This window comes from Frankia tisae (genome assembly GCF_025403405.1).
GTDB classification, from domain to species: Bacteria; Actinomycetota; Actinomycetes; order Frankiales; family Frankiaceae; genus Frankia; species Frankia tisai.
The window spans coordinates 1-15,313 of record NZ_JANEZT010000141.1 but is presented as its reverse complement, the minus strand read 5'-3'; the positions used below and the strand labels follow the sequence as shown (position 1 = coordinate 15,313).

15 protein-coding genes and 1 pseudogene are annotated in these 15,313 nt (G+C 70.6%); 9 read left to right on the top strand and 7 right to left on the bottom strand.

The window, feature by feature from the left end:
* Positions 1-343: 343 nt before the first annotated feature.
* The 4 genes and pseudogenes from NBZ85_RS15160 to NBZ85_RS15145 form a co-directional block, all read left to right on the top strand.
* Positions 344-469, top strand: a pseudogene (locus tag NBZ85_RS15160) (hypothetical protein); the annotation flags it as partial.
* Between the two features lie 16 nt (positions 470-485).
* Positions 486-977: a DUF7134 domain-containing protein gene (locus tag NBZ85_RS15155; RefSeq protein WP_261558771.1), complete on the top strand. Its 492-nt coding sequence runs from the start codon at positions 486-488 to the stop codon at positions 975-977.
* Positions 978-1,347: 370 nt separating this feature from the next.
* Entirely contained in the window at positions 1,348-1,524 is a 177-nt protein-coding gene (locus tag NBZ85_RS15150) for a hypothetical protein (protein WP_261558770.1), read from the top strand.
* Positions 1,525-1,870: 346 nt separating this feature from the next.
* Positions 1,871-2,875, top strand: a complete 1,005-nt coding sequence (locus NBZ85_RS15145; protein ID WP_261562096.1) for an ABC transporter substrate-binding protein — start codon at positions 1,871-1,873, stop codon at positions 2,873-2,875.
* Positions 2,876-2,971: 96 nt separating this feature from the next.
* On the opposite strand, the gene NBZ85_RS15140 is transcribed toward NBZ85_RS15145, so the two are convergent.
* From NBZ85_RS15140 to NBZ85_RS15130, 3 genes are all read right to left on the bottom strand, one after another.
* Positions 2,972-3,100 carry a hypothetical protein gene (locus tag NBZ85_RS15140; protein WP_261558768.1) on the bottom strand — a complete coding sequence of 43 codons (129 nt, stop codon included), beginning with the start codon at positions 3,098-3,100 and terminating at the stop codon, positions 2,972-2,974.
* Positions 3,101-3,135: 35 nt separating this feature from the next.
* On the bottom strand, positions 3,136-6,282 hold the full coding sequence (locus NBZ85_RS15135) for a DEAD/DEAH box helicase (RefSeq protein ID WP_261558767.1): 3,147 nt from the start codon (positions 6,280-6,282) through the stop codon (positions 3,136-3,138).
* Positions 6,283-6,568: 286 nt separating this feature from the next.
* A complete protein-coding gene (locus tag NBZ85_RS15130) occupies positions 6,569-7,207 on the bottom strand; it encodes an NAD(P)-dependent oxidoreductase (RefSeq protein WP_261558766.1) in 639 nt (212 codons plus the stop codon).
* Positions 7,208-7,302: 95 nt separating this feature from the next.
* Here NBZ85_RS15130 and NBZ85_RS15125 point away from each other — a divergent pair, with 95 nt between their 5' ends.
* The 3 genes from NBZ85_RS15125 (at position 7,303) to NBZ85_RS15115 (ending at position 9,618) form a co-directional block, all read left to right on the top strand.
* Positions 7,303-7,806 (top strand): MarR family winged helix-turn-helix transcriptional regulator, encoded by a 504-nt coding sequence (locus NBZ85_RS15125; protein WP_261558765.1) that lies wholly within the window; start codon positions 7,303-7,305, stop codon positions 7,804-7,806.
* Between the two features lie 149 nt (positions 7,807-7,955).
* The gene (locus NBZ85_RS15120) at positions 7,956-8,741 is read left to right on the top strand and encodes an SDR family NAD(P)-dependent oxidoreductase (protein WP_261558764.1); all 786 of its coding nucleotides are present in this window, start codon (positions 7,956-7,958) and stop codon (positions 8,739-8,741) included.
* A 343-nt stretch (positions 8,742-9,084) separates the two neighbouring features.
* A complete protein-coding gene (locus tag NBZ85_RS15115; RefSeq protein ID WP_261562095.1) occupies positions 9,085-9,618 on the top strand; it encodes a hypothetical protein in 534 nt (177 codons plus the stop codon).
* 142 nt (positions 9,619-9,760) lie between these two features.
* Here the strand turns inward: NBZ85_RS15115 and NBZ85_RS15110 are convergent, their stop codons facing one another.
* A complete protein-coding gene (locus NBZ85_RS15110; protein WP_261562094.1) occupies positions 9,761-10,939 on the bottom strand; it encodes an efflux RND transporter periplasmic adaptor subunit in 1,179 nt (392 codons plus the stop codon).
* Between NBZ85_RS15110 and NBZ85_RS15105 the strand changes: the two genes are divergently transcribed.
* Together NBZ85_RS15105 and NBZ85_RS33775 are read left to right on the top strand one after the other, a co-directional pair.
* On the top strand, positions 10,923-11,672 hold the full coding sequence (locus tag NBZ85_RS15105) for a hypothetical protein (RefSeq protein WP_261562093.1): 750 nt from the start codon (positions 10,923-10,925) through the stop codon (positions 11,670-11,672). The two genes, NBZ85_RS15110 and NBZ85_RS15105, sit on opposite strands and share 17 nt — an antisense overlap.
* Before the next feature lie 6 nt (positions 11,673-11,678).
* A complete protein-coding gene (locus tag NBZ85_RS33775; RefSeq protein WP_261559866.1) occupies positions 11,679-11,975 on the top strand; it encodes a hypothetical protein in 297 nt (98 codons plus the stop codon).
* Positions 11,976-12,107: 132 nt separating this feature from the next.
* On the opposite strand, the gene NBZ85_RS15095 is transcribed toward NBZ85_RS33775, so the two are convergent.
* From NBZ85_RS15095 to NBZ85_RS15085, 3 genes are all read right to left on the bottom strand, one after another.
* The gene (locus tag NBZ85_RS15095; protein ID WP_261559867.1) at positions 12,108-13,133 is read right to left on the bottom strand and encodes a DUF5666 domain-containing protein; all 1,026 of its coding nucleotides are present in this window, start codon (positions 13,131-13,133) and stop codon (positions 12,108-12,110) included.
* 73 nt (positions 13,134-13,206) lie between these two features.
* Positions 13,207-14,436, bottom strand: coding sequence for an ABC transporter permease (locus NBZ85_RS15090; protein ID WP_261559868.1), 1,230 nt, complete (start codon positions 14,434-14,436; stop codon positions 13,207-13,209).
* Positions 14,433-15,236: an ABC transporter ATP-binding protein gene (locus tag NBZ85_RS15085; RefSeq protein ID WP_261559869.1), complete on the bottom strand. Its 804-nt coding sequence runs from the start codon at positions 15,234-15,236 to the stop codon at positions 14,433-14,435. Before NBZ85_RS15085 ends, NBZ85_RS15090 begins: the two co-directional genes overlap by 4 nt.
* Positions 15,237-15,313 lie beyond the last annotated feature (77 nt).

The window sequence follows — 15,313 nt, the reverse complement described above, 5'->3', positions numbered from 1 at the left end:
CGATCGACATCGGCGCCGGGATCGTGGTCACCGCGGTCTACATCGGCATCACGTCGATGCTGCTACGCCGGCTGGACCCGAAGACGGGCAGAAAACGAAGGCCGGCCCCCACCCAGTAGCCAGGCGCCAAACCGGATTTCTGAAGTTACCCGAGTCGTCGGCGAGCTGCTCGCGTCCGCGTCCGCGTCGGAGCCGCAGCCACTTACCGGTGTCCCCAACCAGCGCGCGGAACTACTTCTTGAGGCGTACGACCCGGGGCGTACGGCGCCACGCGGGGGCCGGCGAAGATCAGCCCTGAGGTGGTCGGCAGACCGTCCAAGATCCCTAGCGTGCTGGTTGTCCGATGACGACGACCGAGCACGAACGTGGGGATCACATGATCGAGGCGCGCGGCCTGGAGAAGCGTTACGGCGACAGGGTCGCCGTCCACGATCTCAGTTTCACGGTACGGCCGGGGAGGGTGACCGGTTTTCTCGGCCCCAACGGTGCCGGAAAATCCACTGCGCCACGGCCGGGTCGGCCGCTTTCCGCGGGCCCACCCGAAGCTGGTCGACGGCGGCCTGGCCGCGGCCCTGGGCCTGCTGTCGTGGGCTGCGCTGCTGAACACTCTGGCGATCACCGCCGGCGCCCGCCTGCTTGCCGTGATCGCCCTGGGGCTGCTCCCGCTGATCTGGCGGCGCCAGCTCCCGGCGGCGGTGGTCGTCATGGCCGCCTCGATCGTCCTGGCCAGCGTGGCCTGGCACCACGAGAACCGCGCCTCGATCCTCGCCGATCTGGTCGTCCTCGGTCTGGTCGCCGTCACCGCGGGGGTGACCGACGCCTGGGCCGGCTCACCGAGCGGGAGCGGGACGTGTTGGATGAGGCGCCGCCGGGCATTCCAACGCCGAGATCGCGGCCCGGCTGGAGTGAGAGCGGTGGCCCGGTGGCCCTCTGTAGGGACGACGGCCACGAGTTCCCGCTTTTTTCGGGCCCGGTAGTTCGTGTGCCGCTCATCTGTGAGTAAAAAACTACGGAGGGTGTCCGATCTTCTCTTGCATCTCCGCATCCGCGGATCGCGGACCACGAAAATCTCCGCACTTGCGATGATCTGCAAAATTCCACTACACTGACCCGGACGCCGGTTCCGGATGGCGCCGGTGAACGGGTGTGCTCTTCGCTTCAGGATCCAAGCGCTGTCCGCGCCACGTTCCTGTCGATTGCTGTGGCGTACGGTCGCGCCGCGGATCTCGGCCCGGTCGCGGCGGAGCCCGCGCGCTGTCGCACGTCGGAAAAGTCCTCGGAAAGGAGGCCCTGGCCGCGGTATCCACGGGAACACGGCGGCAGCTGGAGCAGAAAGAACCACAGCCGGTGCTCGGTACGGTGACGAGCTTCTTCGGCTCGGTCGGTTTCCTATCGGTCGATTTCGGCTCGGTCGGTTTCCGGCAGGCTGTGACCGGACCCGGATCGATTCGCGGCCGTCAGGCGCTCGCACAGTCGAGCGGGGCTGAAACGCGGCCGACGACAGCGCTGGAAATTCCCCGGTGAAGTGCCGGGAGCAGCCGACGAAACACTGTGTTCACGAGTTCGTTGCCCTGTTTTATCAGGGTCAATCTTGCTTGACGTTTGTCTTTTCCCGCTGCTAGCTTCCGCCCATGATTATTCATAACGTGCTGAGCGGCGTGAATCGCTCGGTTTGGGGGGACTGTCAGTGAGTTCTTTGGGGGGATGGTCGGTAAGTTCGACGCGCCGCCCGGCGCGGGTTGCCGTCGCGGTCGGTGTCGCGAGCGTGTTCGCGCTGGCGGCCTGCTCGAGTTCGGGGGGCTCGAGCGCCGACGCCGGTAGTAAGAGCAGTGCGACACCCACGACGTCTGCCACGCCCGCCACGCATGTCGTGACGGACCTGTCGGGTGCGAAGGTGACGGTGCCGACGACGATCAACCGCATCGCCGAGCAGTTCCCGGCGCATACCGTGGCCGACATCATGCTCGGCGTCGGTGACAAGCTGGTCGCGATCCAGCAGAACGTGAGCACGATTCCGTTCCTGCAGGCCGTGCAGCCGTCGATCACGAAGGTGCCGCAGCTGTTCCACAGCAGCAACGTGAACATGGAGCAGCTGCTCGCCCAGAAGCCGGACGTGGTCTCCGCGCTCTCTGGTGGTGACACGGCGAAGCCCTTCCAGGCCGCGGGGATCCCGGCGGTGGTCATGGTCTTTCCGAAGTACGCGCAGCTGACGCAGTCGATCACCGTCGCCGGGGAGACCTACGGTGGCGCCGCGGTGGCCAAGGCGAAGGCCTACAACGCCTACTTCGACAAGGTCGACAGCACCCTGACGTCGAAGCTGGCGAAGTCGACGACCAAGCCGACCGTGGTGTACATCGAGGCGTACGCCGGCAACAACATCGTGGTCCAGGGCGGGTCGTCGCTGCCGGACCAGTGGATCACGAAGGCCGGCGGGACGGACGTCGCGAAGGGGATCAGCGGCAGTCGCGTGAACGTGACCATGGAGCAGCTGCTGCAGTGGAACCCGGACAATGTGATCATCCAGGCGCCGGGCGGTGACCAGGGCCTGGCCGCCAACACCGGTGCCTCGGTGCTGGCGGGCCTGTCGAAGATCAGCGGCTGGAGCGATCTGAAGGCGGTCAAGTCGGACAAGGTGTTCATCGACCCGCGCGGACTGTACGCGTGGGGCCAGTACACCGTCGAGCAGGCGGTGCAGCTCCAGTGGGTCGCGAAGGTCCTCAACCCGTCGCTGTTCACCGACGTCGACATCCGGTCGGTCACCCGCGACTTCTACAAGAACTACTTCGGCTACACGCCGTCGGACACACAGCTCAACGACATTCTGCAGACCACCTCGGCGGACGGCATCGCCACCGCGAAGAACGCCATCTCCTGACCGGATCCTGACGCCTCGCATCCGAACAGCGGCCCGAGGGGCGCTGGTGAGGTGAGGGAGGGCAGGACCGGACCGGGGACGCCGAACGGCTGATCGTCAGGCCCGGGTGAGCTCGGTGAAGGCGGCCGACATCCGCAGCCGCGGGTCGACCTCCCCGCCGAGCTCGCCCGGGCCAACCACGTCGGCCGGGCTCGTTCCGGCGCTACGCGCGGGAACTGCGCGCATTCTTCCGCCGCTACCGGGCAGCAGCGGCGGGCTGGTCAGGCGAGCAGTGCTCGGATGTCGTCGGCGTCGAGCGTGGTGTCGACGAACTCGCCGTTGTCCAGGACGCCGGAGAACAGCTCGGCCTTGCGCGCTTTCAGCGCCATCACCTTTTCCTCGATCGTGTCCTTGGCAATCAGCCGGTACACCATGACGTTGCGGGACTGCCCGATGCGATGGGTACGATCCACCGCCTGCGCCTCGGTGGCAGGGTTCCACCAGGGGTCGAGCAGGAAGCAGTAGTCCGCCTCGGTCAGGTTCAGGCCCGATCCGCCGGCCTTCAGGCTGATGAGGAAGACCGGCGCCTTTCCTTCCTTGAACCGCCGCACGACCGCGGCCCGGTTGCGGGTCGCCCCGTCGAGATAGCAGTGTTCGATGCCGTCGGCGTCGAGCGCCTCCCGCACCCGGCTGAGAAACCGGGTGAACTGGCTGAAGACGAGCGCCCGGTGCCCGCCGCCGGCGACGTCCCGCAGCTGCTCGAGCAGGACGTCTATCTTGGCGCTGGGCAGCTCGTCGTGGGCGTCGTCGACGAGCCCGGCGTGCAGGCTGAGCTGCCGCAGCGCCGTCAACGACCGCAGGATGGTGAAGCGGTTGCGGTTCATGTCGTCGATCAGGCCGAGCACCTTCTGCCGTTCGCGCTGCAGATGGGTCTGGTAGATCCTGCGGTGGCGGGCATGCAGCTCGACCTCCAGGACCTGCTCCTGCTTGGCGGGGAGTTCGGGGGCGACCTGGTCCTTGGTCCGCCGGACCAGCAGTGGCCGGATCCGGCGCCGAAGCTGCGCGAGACGCTCAGCGTCACCCTGCTGCTCGATCGGGCGGGCGTAGTAGCCGTCAAACCGTGCGCGGTTCGGAAACAACCCCGGCGCGGTGATCGACAGCAGCGACCACAGCTCCATCACGTTGTTCTCCAGTGGCGTTCCGGTGACCGCCAGCTTGAACGGCGCGGGCAGCAGCCGCGCGCACTGGTACGCCTTCGACTGGTGGTTCTTGACGGTCTGCGCCTCATCGAGAACCAGACCGGCCCAGGAGGCCGCGCAATACGCCTCGGTGTCGAGCCGGAACAGCGTGTAGGACGTCACGACCACGTCGGCGGCGTCGATGATGTCGGCGAGGGTCTGGCCACGGCGCTTCAGGGTGTCGGTGACGACGGCGACCCGCAGCGACGGCGCGAACCGGGCTGCCTCCGCGGCCCAGTTCGACACGACGCTCGTCGGTGCGACGATGAGGAACGGCGGCAGCGCCGGGTTGGCCTCCCTGGCGTGGCAGATGAGCGCGAGTGACTGCAGCGTCTTGCCCAGGCCCATGTCGTCGGCGAGGATCCCGCCGAGCTGGCAGTCCCACAGGAAGCTCAGCCACCGGAATCCGTCCGCCTGATACGGCCGCAGGCTGGCCTGGAGCGTCCGCGGCGGCTCCTTCGCGCCGGCGGAGTCGATGGCCAGCAGGCCGGCCACCTGCCGGCGCCACGTCTCCGCCTGGCGGACGACCACGCCGATGCTGGTGAGCTCCTCCCACAGCCCGGCCTGGAAGCGGCTGATGCGCAGCGCCCCGCCGGGGGCGTCCCGCAGCGCCTTCGCCTCCTCGACCAGCCCGCGCAGCGTCCGCAGGTCCGGCCGCTCCAGGCTGAAATAGGTGCCGTCGTCGAGGAGCAGGTGCGACTCCTGCCTGCTCACGGCCACCAGGAGCGCCGCGAACGGGATCTCGCGCCCGTCCAGGGTGACGGCGACACCGAGATCGAACCAGTCCGCCTCACCCGGCACCTCGTCGGTCGAGACCTCGATCCGTAGCAGGTCTCCGACCTCGCGGTAGTCCGCCGGGTGTCCACCGATCTCGACGGCGATCCCGTCGTGGGCGGCGAGGAGCGGGAGCAGCTCCGTCGCGAACCGCATCGTCTCGACACCGCCGAGCCGGACAGGCACCGTCTGGATGCCGGGCGGCACATCCAGATTGGCCAGAATATCGGCTTCGCTGCGTCTGTCCCGATACCCGGCGTCGCTACCGTGGCCATTGCCGTCGCTGCTGCCGTGATCGTGCAAGGGCGCACGCAGCCGCGTGTCCCCGATCGCGTAGTCCCACTCCCAGGTGATCTCGACGGTGTGGTCCGGCCCGAAGTCCGCCCGCGCGACCAGCGTCGGCGGCTCGATCACCGGCGGCTCGAAGGACTCGTCGCTGGAGACGATCCGGGCCACCCGCCGCAGCCCCGGGTAGAACTCGCTGACGAAACGCGGCCGCTCGGCGGCCGGAATCCGCAGGCTCCTGTTAGCCACAGCCATCTGGATCAGCTCCGGTGATGCGGGAGCGCTCAACCGAGCCAGCCGGATGTGCCAGTCCTCGTGACGATCCGTGGCCTGAATTTCGGCCCGATCGATACCGACGACGCCGTGATCGCCGATGAACGCGAACGGCGCCACTGCCTCGTCCGGGTCGGTCATGCGCAGCACGGGACTCACGGTGAGAGCCGTTGATTTTCCATTGCGAGTCACATCAAGGCACAGCTCCGCCGAGCCGTACCGCTCGATGTCGCCAAGCCGTTTGCGCCCATGCACCAACCGCACACCGGCCGCGGTGGCCTCGTCGAGCAGCGGCCACAACCGGGGGCTCGTGAACGCGCCGAGATCGAGGTACTTGTCGTCGCCGTAAGAATAGGCGCCGTACGCCGTGTCCTCCTGCCCGGAAAGGTAGACGGCGTACATTTCCCGCAGAATCCGCACATGCGTCGCGAGGTAGCCGTCGCGCTGGTAGTGCCCATAGGGCGAACTCAGCTTCGACCAGGAGAGCGCGTTGACCCAGGTGGTCTTGCCGGGTTTCACCAGTCGGGCGCGCACGCTCAACGACGGCCCGCCGGGGCCGTGGTTCGACCGGGCCGCCGAGATCTCGGCGGACAGCGTCAGCTCGATGGCGAGCGGCGTCGCACTCCGGGGCTCGTCCTCGACCGGCTGGTCGCCGAGCAGCGCCGACAGGGACGAGGCCCAGCCTGTCGGCGCGACGGCACTCCGGCGAGCCGGGCCGTCACCGGCGGCCCGTGCGGCCGCCGCCAGCACAAGCGCGACGGCGTGCTTGCAGTCGGCGCCCACCGGGCAGGTGCACTGGGCGTCATCGAACCACCACGGCTCCTCGGCGCCCGGGCCGGTGAAATACACCGTAGTCACATAGCGCTCTCCGTGGCTTCCCGCCACCGTGCCATAAAGCGCGTTTCCGGCCGGCCTCCACGACATCTCGGCCACGGCGCCCTGCCTGGCGTACTGCGCCCCTCGCTGAAAGGTGGCGTCGCCCACGGCGGCACGCAGCTGACTCCGATCGACTCTCTGCAGCTCCGCGGGCAGCATGGTCCAGACGCTAGCAGCGTCCATACCAGGGCCAACGCCTAGTGCCCTCCGAGACCACGCGGGTCCACCCGCGGCCTCGCCCTGTGTCCAGGTGAGGCCTGGTGTGGCATCAGTGCGCGACGGTGACCACCGTGCGGTAGAGGTCGTGGCGGTCGAGCACGTCGAGAAGCGCCGTTGCCAGGTCCGGGTAGGCGATGCCACGCGCCTTCGGCAGTGGCGCCTCGGCGGCGAGGCGGTAGGCGCCGGTTGCGGGCCGGGCGAGCAGCCGCGGGGGGCGCACCGAGATCCAGTCGGCGTCGCTGGCCCGCAGGATCTCCTCCATGCGCCGCATGTCGGCGTAGGCCTCGCCGAAGAAACGGTCGAGCACGGGCATCATGACCCGCCGCTCGACGAAGGGCAGCGCGCCGCGTGGCCCCGCCGGCACCGCGGAGATCACGGCGATGGTGCCGATCCCACCGGCCCGCATGGCCGCCAGCATGGTGCGGGTGCCGGTGGAGTAGACCGTCGTCGACTTCCGGCCGGCTTCGGCACCCAGGGCCGAGACGACGGCCTCGACGCCGGCGAACGCCGAGGCCAGCTGGTTCCCGCCATCGAGCACGTCCGCTCGGGCGACCTCCAGGTTGTCGTGGCGGGTCGTCACCGCCTCGGGCCGGCGGGCCACCGCTGTCACCCGGTGGCCGCGGGCCAGCGCCTGCTCGACGACCAGAGCTCCGGTCCGTCCCGTAGCACCCACAACCGCGATCTTCATCGTGACCAACCCCGTTCCTCGCCTCGCGTCGGCAACGCCTATCAAGTGATTGTCACCTTAGATGACAATCACCGTTGATACTAGAATCGGGGCTCGTGAGCGAGATCCCGACGACGCCCTACGCTGCGTCCCTGCCGTTCCTGCTGTCCCAGGTCGGTGCCCGCGCGGCGCAGCTGTTCGCCGATCGGCTGGGCCCGCTGGGTCTCTCGCCACGGGCGTTCGGCGTCCTCAGCAACCTGGCCGGATCGCCAGGGCGGACCCAGCAGCAGCTCGCCGACGCGCTCGGCATGCACCGCAACAACATGGTCGGGCTGATCGACGAGATGGAGGCGGCCGGCTGGGTGCGCCGCCACCGCAGCGCCCAGGACCGGCGGGCCTTCGAGATCCGGCTCACCCCGGCCGGCACGGAGCTGGTGGACCGAGTCGCCGCGCTGATCCCGCCGATGGAGGCGGAGCTCGCCCGCGACCTGGTCCCGGACGACCGGCGGGCGCTCGTCGACCTGCTGATCCGAGTGGCCGAGACGCTGCACCTGGACCCGGGGATCCACCCGCACCTGCGGGCGCGCACCCGCTCCACCGGCGCGGCACCCGAACAGTGAAGGGGCGCGTCGCTCGGGTACCCGAGTAGACAGGTACCCGAGTAGACATGGGCCGTGGGCGTGCATCGAGACGGCGCCCTCGCCTGGGCGGGCCCGCGTCGCCGGTTGGTGGCGGGGCCGACCGGCGACGACGGATCGAGGAGGACCGCATGGGCGTGTTAGACGGCAAGGTCGCCATCGTCACCGGTGCTGGCCGGGGTATCGGCCGGGCGATCGCGGAGGAGTTCGCGCTGGAGGGAGCTCGCGTCGTCGTCGCCTCCCGGACCGCCAGCACCGTCAGCGAGGTGGTCGACGGCATCCACTCCCGAGGCGGTGACGCGCTGGGGGTCACCTGCGATGTCGGCGTGGCGCAGAACATCCGCGAGATGGTCGACCGCGCCGTGGCCGAATACGGCGGCGTGGATGTTCTTGTCAACAACGCCCAGAGCTTCGGCACCCGCGACAGGCCGCGTGCCTCCAGCGAGCCGACGAACCTGGAGGACGTCGACGAGGCCGAATGGGACTGGAACTTCGAGACGGGCGTCAAGGCGACGCTCAGGGCCATGCAGGCGGTCTTTCCGCACATGAAGGCCGCGGGCGGCGGGCGAATCCTGAACTTCGGGTCCCGCCGCGGAATCATGTGCAATGCCGAGTCCGCCTCCTACAACTCCAACAAGGAGGCGATCCGCGCGCTGAGCCGGACGGCATCCAACGGCTGGGGGCAGCACGGGATCACCGTGAACGTTCTCAACCCGGTCATCCTCACCGACGCCGCCGAAGGCGTCTTCGCCGATCACCCCGGTGCGCGCGAGGCGACCGAGGCGCAGATCCCGATGCGGCGTTGGGGTGTCCCCAGGGACTGCGCACGGGTGGCGGTGTTCCTCGCCGGGCCCGACGGGAGCTATCTCACCGGAATGACGTTCATGGTCGATGGTGGTTTGACGACGCTTCCCTGACAACCTGAGCCGGTGATTTCCGGGACCTGCCGTGCGATCCCTTCGGCTTATTCGCAGTTGGTGAAGTGCAACAGGACGAAGATCGATTCTGGTCACCCAACTCTGCTCTCGGCTGGGCAGTCAGCCGAGGTTGGCGGGGTGCTCGGACGGCGAGTGAGGTCCGCCCGAGTTGCGGGCCGATGTCGGGCGGTGCGCCGCGGCGATCGCTACAGTGGCTCGGCGTCCCCGCGGCGCTGTAGATCAATGACCGAGGCGAAAGCCCGCACGAAGTTGGTGGTGGATGTTTTCGACAATCGCTAGGCCGACCGCCCGGACCACGCGGTACGCGGCTGCTGTAATTGTATTGCTGCTCTCGGTCACGCTGCTCGGTGCGTGCGGCGGCTCATCGGGCGGCTCCGGGAAGAACGGCGTCCGCGCGTCGAGCTCGGCGGGTTCCGACACCGACTCCGAGTACTCCGGTGCCTGCCCGACCTCGGGGAACACCAAGGCCTTCGCGAAGACGCGGTTCGCGCTGCATTCCGGCCTCGCCCTCGGCGCCTTCCACCGCTACGTCTACAAGCCGACGAAGAACGGCGCCTTCGCCAAGGGCGCGCCGAAGCGGACGCGGAGCTTCGCCAAGGCCGCGGTGGCCGGGGCGTTCACGGTCCACGAGCTCAAGGTGGCCAAGCGGTTCGCGCTGGCCAACCCGACGCTGTGCAACTCGGTGCAGTCGATCAGTGACAAGTTCAGCAGTCTGACCGGCAAGCTGAAGAGCGGCACCGCGACGCAGGCGGACATCGACGCCGACGAGAACGCCTTCACCGCCTTCCAGCGGGACGCGTCCAGCGACGGCTTCGGCTTCAAGGAGAGGAACGCCACCGTTCCCGGCGCGGCCTGATCGGTCCCCGGATCATCCGCCGGGCCGTCGTCCGGATCTGGACGGCGACCGGCACCCACGGCCGGGTCGGCCGCGAGGTCACCTCGCGACCGGCCCGGCCGTCGCCGTCCCGGCACCGGCACCGGCACCGGCATGTGAGGGATCAGCCCGCCCGGCCGCCGCCGAGACCGCCCGCCCGGCCACCTCCCAGGCCACCACCTCCCAGGCCACCCCCGAACGCACCCCCGAGGCCGCCGCCGCGACTGTTCGCGGTGCTGCCGGAGCTGGGTAGCGGGGACGACAGGTCGGCGAGCGCCACCCGGTCGCCGACCTTCAGACCCGACGTGATCTGCGTCAGGGTGCTGCCGGCCGCTCCGACACCGACAACCGTGGTCGTCGCCTTGCCACCGCGCACCACCGCCACGGTGTGTAGCAGGCCCAGCGAACGCAGCGCCGAGCTCGGCACGGCGACAGCGTCGGCCGCCTGGGCGATCACGATGGAGACATCGGCGTCCGAACCGGAGAAGATCTGCTGGTTCGCCGGGCTGAGGGAGATCGTCACCGGGTAGTTCACCGAGCTCGACGCCCCCGAACCGCCGCCGCTCGAACCGCTCGACAGCGACGACGTCGGCAGTAGCCCGATGCCGACGACCTTGCCGGCCAGGGTGGTGGTCGAGCCGTCGACGACCGCCGACGCGGCCTGACCGACCTGCACCCTCGCCAGGTCGGCGTCGGTCACGGACGTCTCGACCTCGTAGGAGGTCCCGGTGCCGATCACGGTGATGCCGGAGCCCGCCGACGGAGCCGAGGCGGCCTGCACCGACTCGCCGACGGTCAGGCCGACCGCCCCGACCGTGCCGGCCAGCGGGCTGACCAGAGTGGCCTGGACCAGCTCGTCCTTGGCCTGGGTCAACGCCGCCTGCGCCGCGTCCACTATGGCCTGGTCGGCGGCGATCTGCGCGGGGGAGGCTGGCACGCTCTGGGCGCCACCGCGGGTCGAGGACGCGGCCCCGCCGGACCGCGCCGAGCCGGACGCCCCGCCAGCGCCACCGGCCCCGCCGGACCGACCCGACCGAGAGCCACCCGTGCCACCGGAGCCGGCCGAGTGGGCCGTGTCACCTGTGCCGTTCGTGCCACCCGCGGTTGCCGTTCCCGCGGCCTCCCGGCCGGGGGTCGTGCCCGCCGCGGTCGGTCCGCCTGTGGACGGGGTCGTCCCGGAGTCGCCAGAGGTCGGCGAGAGGGCGATGAGGGCCTCGATCGCGTTACCGAGGGTCGCCTCGTCCTGGGCCACCGCCCCCTGGTCGGTCGACACGAGCTGCTGATCGGTGAGGACGGTGGTCATCAGCGCCGAGCAGGCGGCCAAGCTCGACGTCCCGGGCCGCGTGTCCGACCGCTGGGCAGCCTCGATCACCCGTAGTCCCGACGTGAACGAGGCCGGCGCAGCACCCACCGTGGCGGATGCGCCCGCGCCGGGAGCCTGGGCGGTGCTTGGCACGGAAGATGCCGGTGCCGATGTTGCCGGTGCGGATGTTGCCGGCGCAGAGGAGGCCGGCGCGGGGGAGCTCAGCGCCGGTGGTGCGGTGTGGGCCGGCGGGGCGCTGGAGGCCGGTGGTGCGCTGGAGGCCGGCGGTGCGGTGTGGGCCGATGGTGCGGTGTGGGCCGATTGGGCGGTGTGGGCCGCGCGCGATCGGGCCGCGTCCGCCGGCGGGGATCCGGCCGAGCCGAGGGCCGTTGCGGGCGATCCGTCCGTCGCGGAAGGCGTGGCCGTGCCGGCCGTCGACGCGCCGCTGATGTACGCCGCGCAGGTCGTCCGCTCCTGGCTGAGGTCTGTCGTGGCGACGGCGAGGTCGGTGTCGGCGGTGTGCTGCGCGGTGATCAGGTCCTTCTGCGCCTTGGTGACGGTGGCGCGCGCGGCGGCGACGCCCCCGCCGTTCCCGGACGCGGTCGAGCTGGACGCGGTCGAGCTGGACGCGGTCGAGGCGGGCGGTGTCGAGCGGGTCGATATCCGGCTGGCGGGCCGGGCGCCGCTGGTCGAGAGTGAGATCGGTTCGATTGTCGCCGGGCCGTCCGAGTAGGAGACCGTGGAGCCTGACGGTGTGCCGGATCCGGCGCCGCTTTCGCTGGCCTCGTCGGAGCTCAGTTTCGCCTGGGCGGTGGCCAGCGTGGCCGCGGCCGAGTCGACGGCGGCCGACAGCGCGGCGGGGTCGAGGGTCGCCAGCGTCTGCCCGGCGTCGACATGCTCACCCGGGGTGACGGCGACACTCGCGACCGTTCCCGAAACGGGAAAGGTCACGCTCGCCTGGCTCGCGGGCGAGACGACGCCGGTCGAGTCGAGTGTCTGCGCGACGGTGGCCCGCACCGCCGTGGCGGTGCGGTAGTCCGGACCGGATGACCCGGTCGCCGCGAGCGTCGCCGAGCCGGCAGCGATGACGACCACCGCGACGACGCCGATCACGATCCAGGCGCGGGCGTCCCGCCGACCGGTCCGGGCCAGCGCCCGGCTGAATCGGTCACCCATTTGCCATGCCGCCACCCGAGCCCTGGCTCCCTGAACCCTGGCTCCCTGAACCCTGGCCACCCGAGCCCCGGCGGCCCGCACCCTGGCCGCCGAAGCCCCGGCCACCGAACCCGTTGGCGCATCCCTCCTTGGCGGCCGGGCGGACGCTGATGGAGGTGGCGGCCACTGCGCCGGTGTCATCGGCCTTTCCGACGGCGGTCAGGCATTCACCGACGGTCAGGGCCGCCGAGGTGGCGCTGCTCGTCTCCTCGACGGTGGTCGACGAGCCGAGGGTCACCGTCGAGGTGACGGTTGCGCCGGGCGACGCGGTGGCGGCGGGCGCCGCCGAGGCCGACGCGCCGGCACCGGGCCACTGCGGGCCCTGGACGGTGATGGTCGTGCCCGCCACCTTCGTCACCGACCCGATGACCACTGCGAGCCGACCCCCGTTGGGGCGCCCCTGCGCGGTCGAACGGGCGGTCGGTCGAACGGCCGAACGGTCGAATGGGCGGGCGGTCGGCGCGCCGGACGGCCGAGTACCGCCCGGGAACCCGCCGGCCCCACCGAAGCCGCGGCCGAAGCCCGCCGTGCAACTGCCGGACACCGGTTGGCCGACGATCACGGACTGGGCGGTGAACGTGGTGCCCGGGCTGCCGCCGGTCACGGTCACGCAGTCGCCGACCGCGACGGCGGAGGCGTTGGCGGTGGCGGTCTTGACGAACGTGGTGCTCGGCGTCCAGGTGACGGTGACCTGACCGCTGGCGGGATTCTGGACCTCGACATTCGTCGCGGTGACCGCGGCGATGGTGCCGGTGGTCCCTGGCCGGGCTGCCTGGCCCTGGCCCTGCCCGGAGCCGGCGGCCTGACTCGGCGCACTCGCGGCGGCGGCCGTGGATCCTCCGGAACCGCCGCTGCCGCACGCGCTGACGGCGACGCTCATCGCGAGCGCGACGCCGAGGAGCGGCCCCGCGGCCAGGGCGCGGCGACGTCCGCGTGACTCGCCCGATCGAACCGGGCCGATCGGATTGGCAATGGTCATCGATCGTCGCTCCTGACGGACGGCCCGGGTTTTCCCACCCGGGCTGGGATGAGGCACTCGAATGCGGCCGGTGTCAGTCACTGCGCAGGGCCTCGATCGGCGCGAGCCGGGCCGCCCTCGTCGCGGGATACACGCCGAACACCACCCCGATTGCGACCGCGATGACGATGGAGCCGACGGTGGCGGTCGGGGAGATCGAGATCGGATCGGAGATCAGGCTCGGCAGGATGGCGGCCCCGGCGAGGCCGAGGGCGGTGCCGAGCAGGCCGCCGGCGAGGCCCAGCACGGACGCCTCGACGAGGAACTGCCGCCGGATCACCCGCGGTGATGCGCCGAGCGCCTTGCGCAGGCCGATCTCGCGGATCCGTTCGGTCACCGAGACGAGCATGATGTTCATGACGCCGATGCCCCCGACCAGCAGGGAGATCCCGGCGACGCCGGCGAGCAGCACCGTCAGGGTCCGGTCGACCGAGGTCGCGGTGGACAGGATCGACTGCTGGCTGGTGATGGAGAAGTCGGCCGCGGTCGGCGTCGTGATCCGGTGCCGGGCCAGCAGCTCGTAGTCGGCCTCCTGGTAGGCGGCGGACAGGGTGTGGCCGGAGGTCGCCTCCAGGTAGATGTTCTGGACGGAGTCCCGGCCAGCGCCGCCGGTGATCCGGTCGGCGGCAGTGGTGATCGGCACGATGGCCTGGTCGTCCTCGTTGGTGCTGGCGGACGAGCCGGCGGCGGTCAGCGTGCCGATGACCGTCATCGGTACCCCCGAGACGGTGACGGACTGCCCAACCGGGTCGCGCGCGCCGAACAGTTCTTCGGCGGTGGTCGCGGCCAGCACTGTGACGGCCGCGTGGCCGGCGACGTCCTCGCCGCTGATGAACCTTCCGGTGCCGATCGCGCGGGCGCGCACCGACAGCCAGTCGGGCATGGTGCCGACGACGGAGGTCGTCCACGAGGAGCTGCCGGCGGTCAGCGCGGCGGACCGGGACGTCGTCGGGGCGACCGCCCGGATGTCGGGGGCGACGACGTGCGAGGTCAGGGCGCCGGCGTCGGCGCGGGTCAGGGTCGACGCGCTGCCGAAGCCGCCGCGTACCCCGTTCGTCGTCGTGCTGCCCGGTGCGACGATCAGCAGGTTGCTGCCCAGCGCGTTGATCTGGCCCCGCACCTTGTCCTGAGCCCCCTCGCCGAGCCCGACGGTGAGGATGACCGCGGCGACGCCGATGAGGATGCCGAGCATCGTCAGCCCGGACCGCAGGCGGTGCGAACGGACTGCTTCGAGCCCGGTCCGAATGATCTCCGCCCAGCTCACGCGCGCACCGTTCGCAACGCCCGGGCGGCTTGACCCGAATCCGCCGTGACCACGCCGTCACGAACCTGCAGGACGCGGTCTGCCGCGGCGGCGACCTCGGCCTCGTGAGTGATCAGGACGATCGTCCGGCCGGCGTCGTGCAGGCGGCGGAACAGGGCCAGAACATCCTCGGTGGACGCCGAGTCGAGGTTGCCCGTCGGCTCGTCGGCGAGGATCAACGACGGATTGGTGACCAGCGCCCGGGCCACCGCTACCCGCTGCTGCTGGCCGCCGGACAGTTCCGCCGGGCGGTGCTCGACCCGGTCGGCGAGCCCCACGTCGGCCAGGGCGTCGACGGCCCGCTGCCGGCGTTCCGCGCGCGGACCACCGGCGTAGCAGAGGGGAAGCTCCACGTTGCGCCAGGCCGTCATCGAGGGGAGCAGGTTGAACTGCTGGAACACGAATCCGATCCGCCGGTTGCGCACCTCGGCGAGCTGGTCCTCGGACATGCCGCCGACATCCTCGCCGGCCAGCCGGTACAGGCCAGACGTCGGGACGTCGAGGCAGCCGAGAATGTGCATCAGCGTCGACTTCCCGGACCCGGACGGGCCCGTGATCGCCACATATTCACCTTCCTGGATGGACAGGTCGACCCCGCGCAGGGCCGCCACCTCGAACAGCCCCGACCGGTAGGTCTTGCGGACATCCGTCAGCTCGATGACCGCAGCACTCGCCCCGGTCCCGGCCTCGTTCGGCGTGGAGTCGTTCGGCGTGGAGTCGGTGGATGTGGAGTCGGTGGATGTGGAGTCAGTCGGTGTCATCCCGCGGGCCGTCCGCCGAAGCCGGTGCCGCCACCGAAGCCGGTGCCCCCGCCGAACCCGCCGCCGCGGAACCCGCC

Bases quoted from the DNA above. Each gene is read 5' to 3' on its own strand.
- NBZ85_RS15130 (WP_261558766.1), bottom strand. From the start codon at position 7,207: ATGAAGATCGCGGTTGTGGGTGCTACGGGACGGACCGGAGCTCTGGTC.
- NBZ85_RS15095 (WP_261559867.1), bottom strand. From the start codon at position 13,133: ATGACCATTGCCAATCCGATCGGCCCGGTTCGATCGGGCGAGTCACGC.
- NBZ85_RS15085 (WP_261559869.1), bottom strand. From the start codon at position 15,236: ATGACACCGACTGACTCCACATCCACCGACTCCACATCCACCGACTCC.
- NBZ85_RS15140 (WP_261558768.1), bottom strand. From the start codon at position 3,100: ATGCGCGCAGTTCCCGCGCGTAGCGCCGGAACGAGCCCGGCCGACGTG.
- NBZ85_RS15120 (WP_261558764.1), top strand. From the start codon at position 7,956: ATGGGCGTGTTAGACGGCAAGGTCGCCATCGTCACCGGTGCTGGCCGG.
- NBZ85_RS15110 (WP_261562094.1), bottom strand. From the start codon at position 10,939: ATGACCACCGTCCTCACCGATCAGCAGCTCGTGTCGACCGACCAGGGG.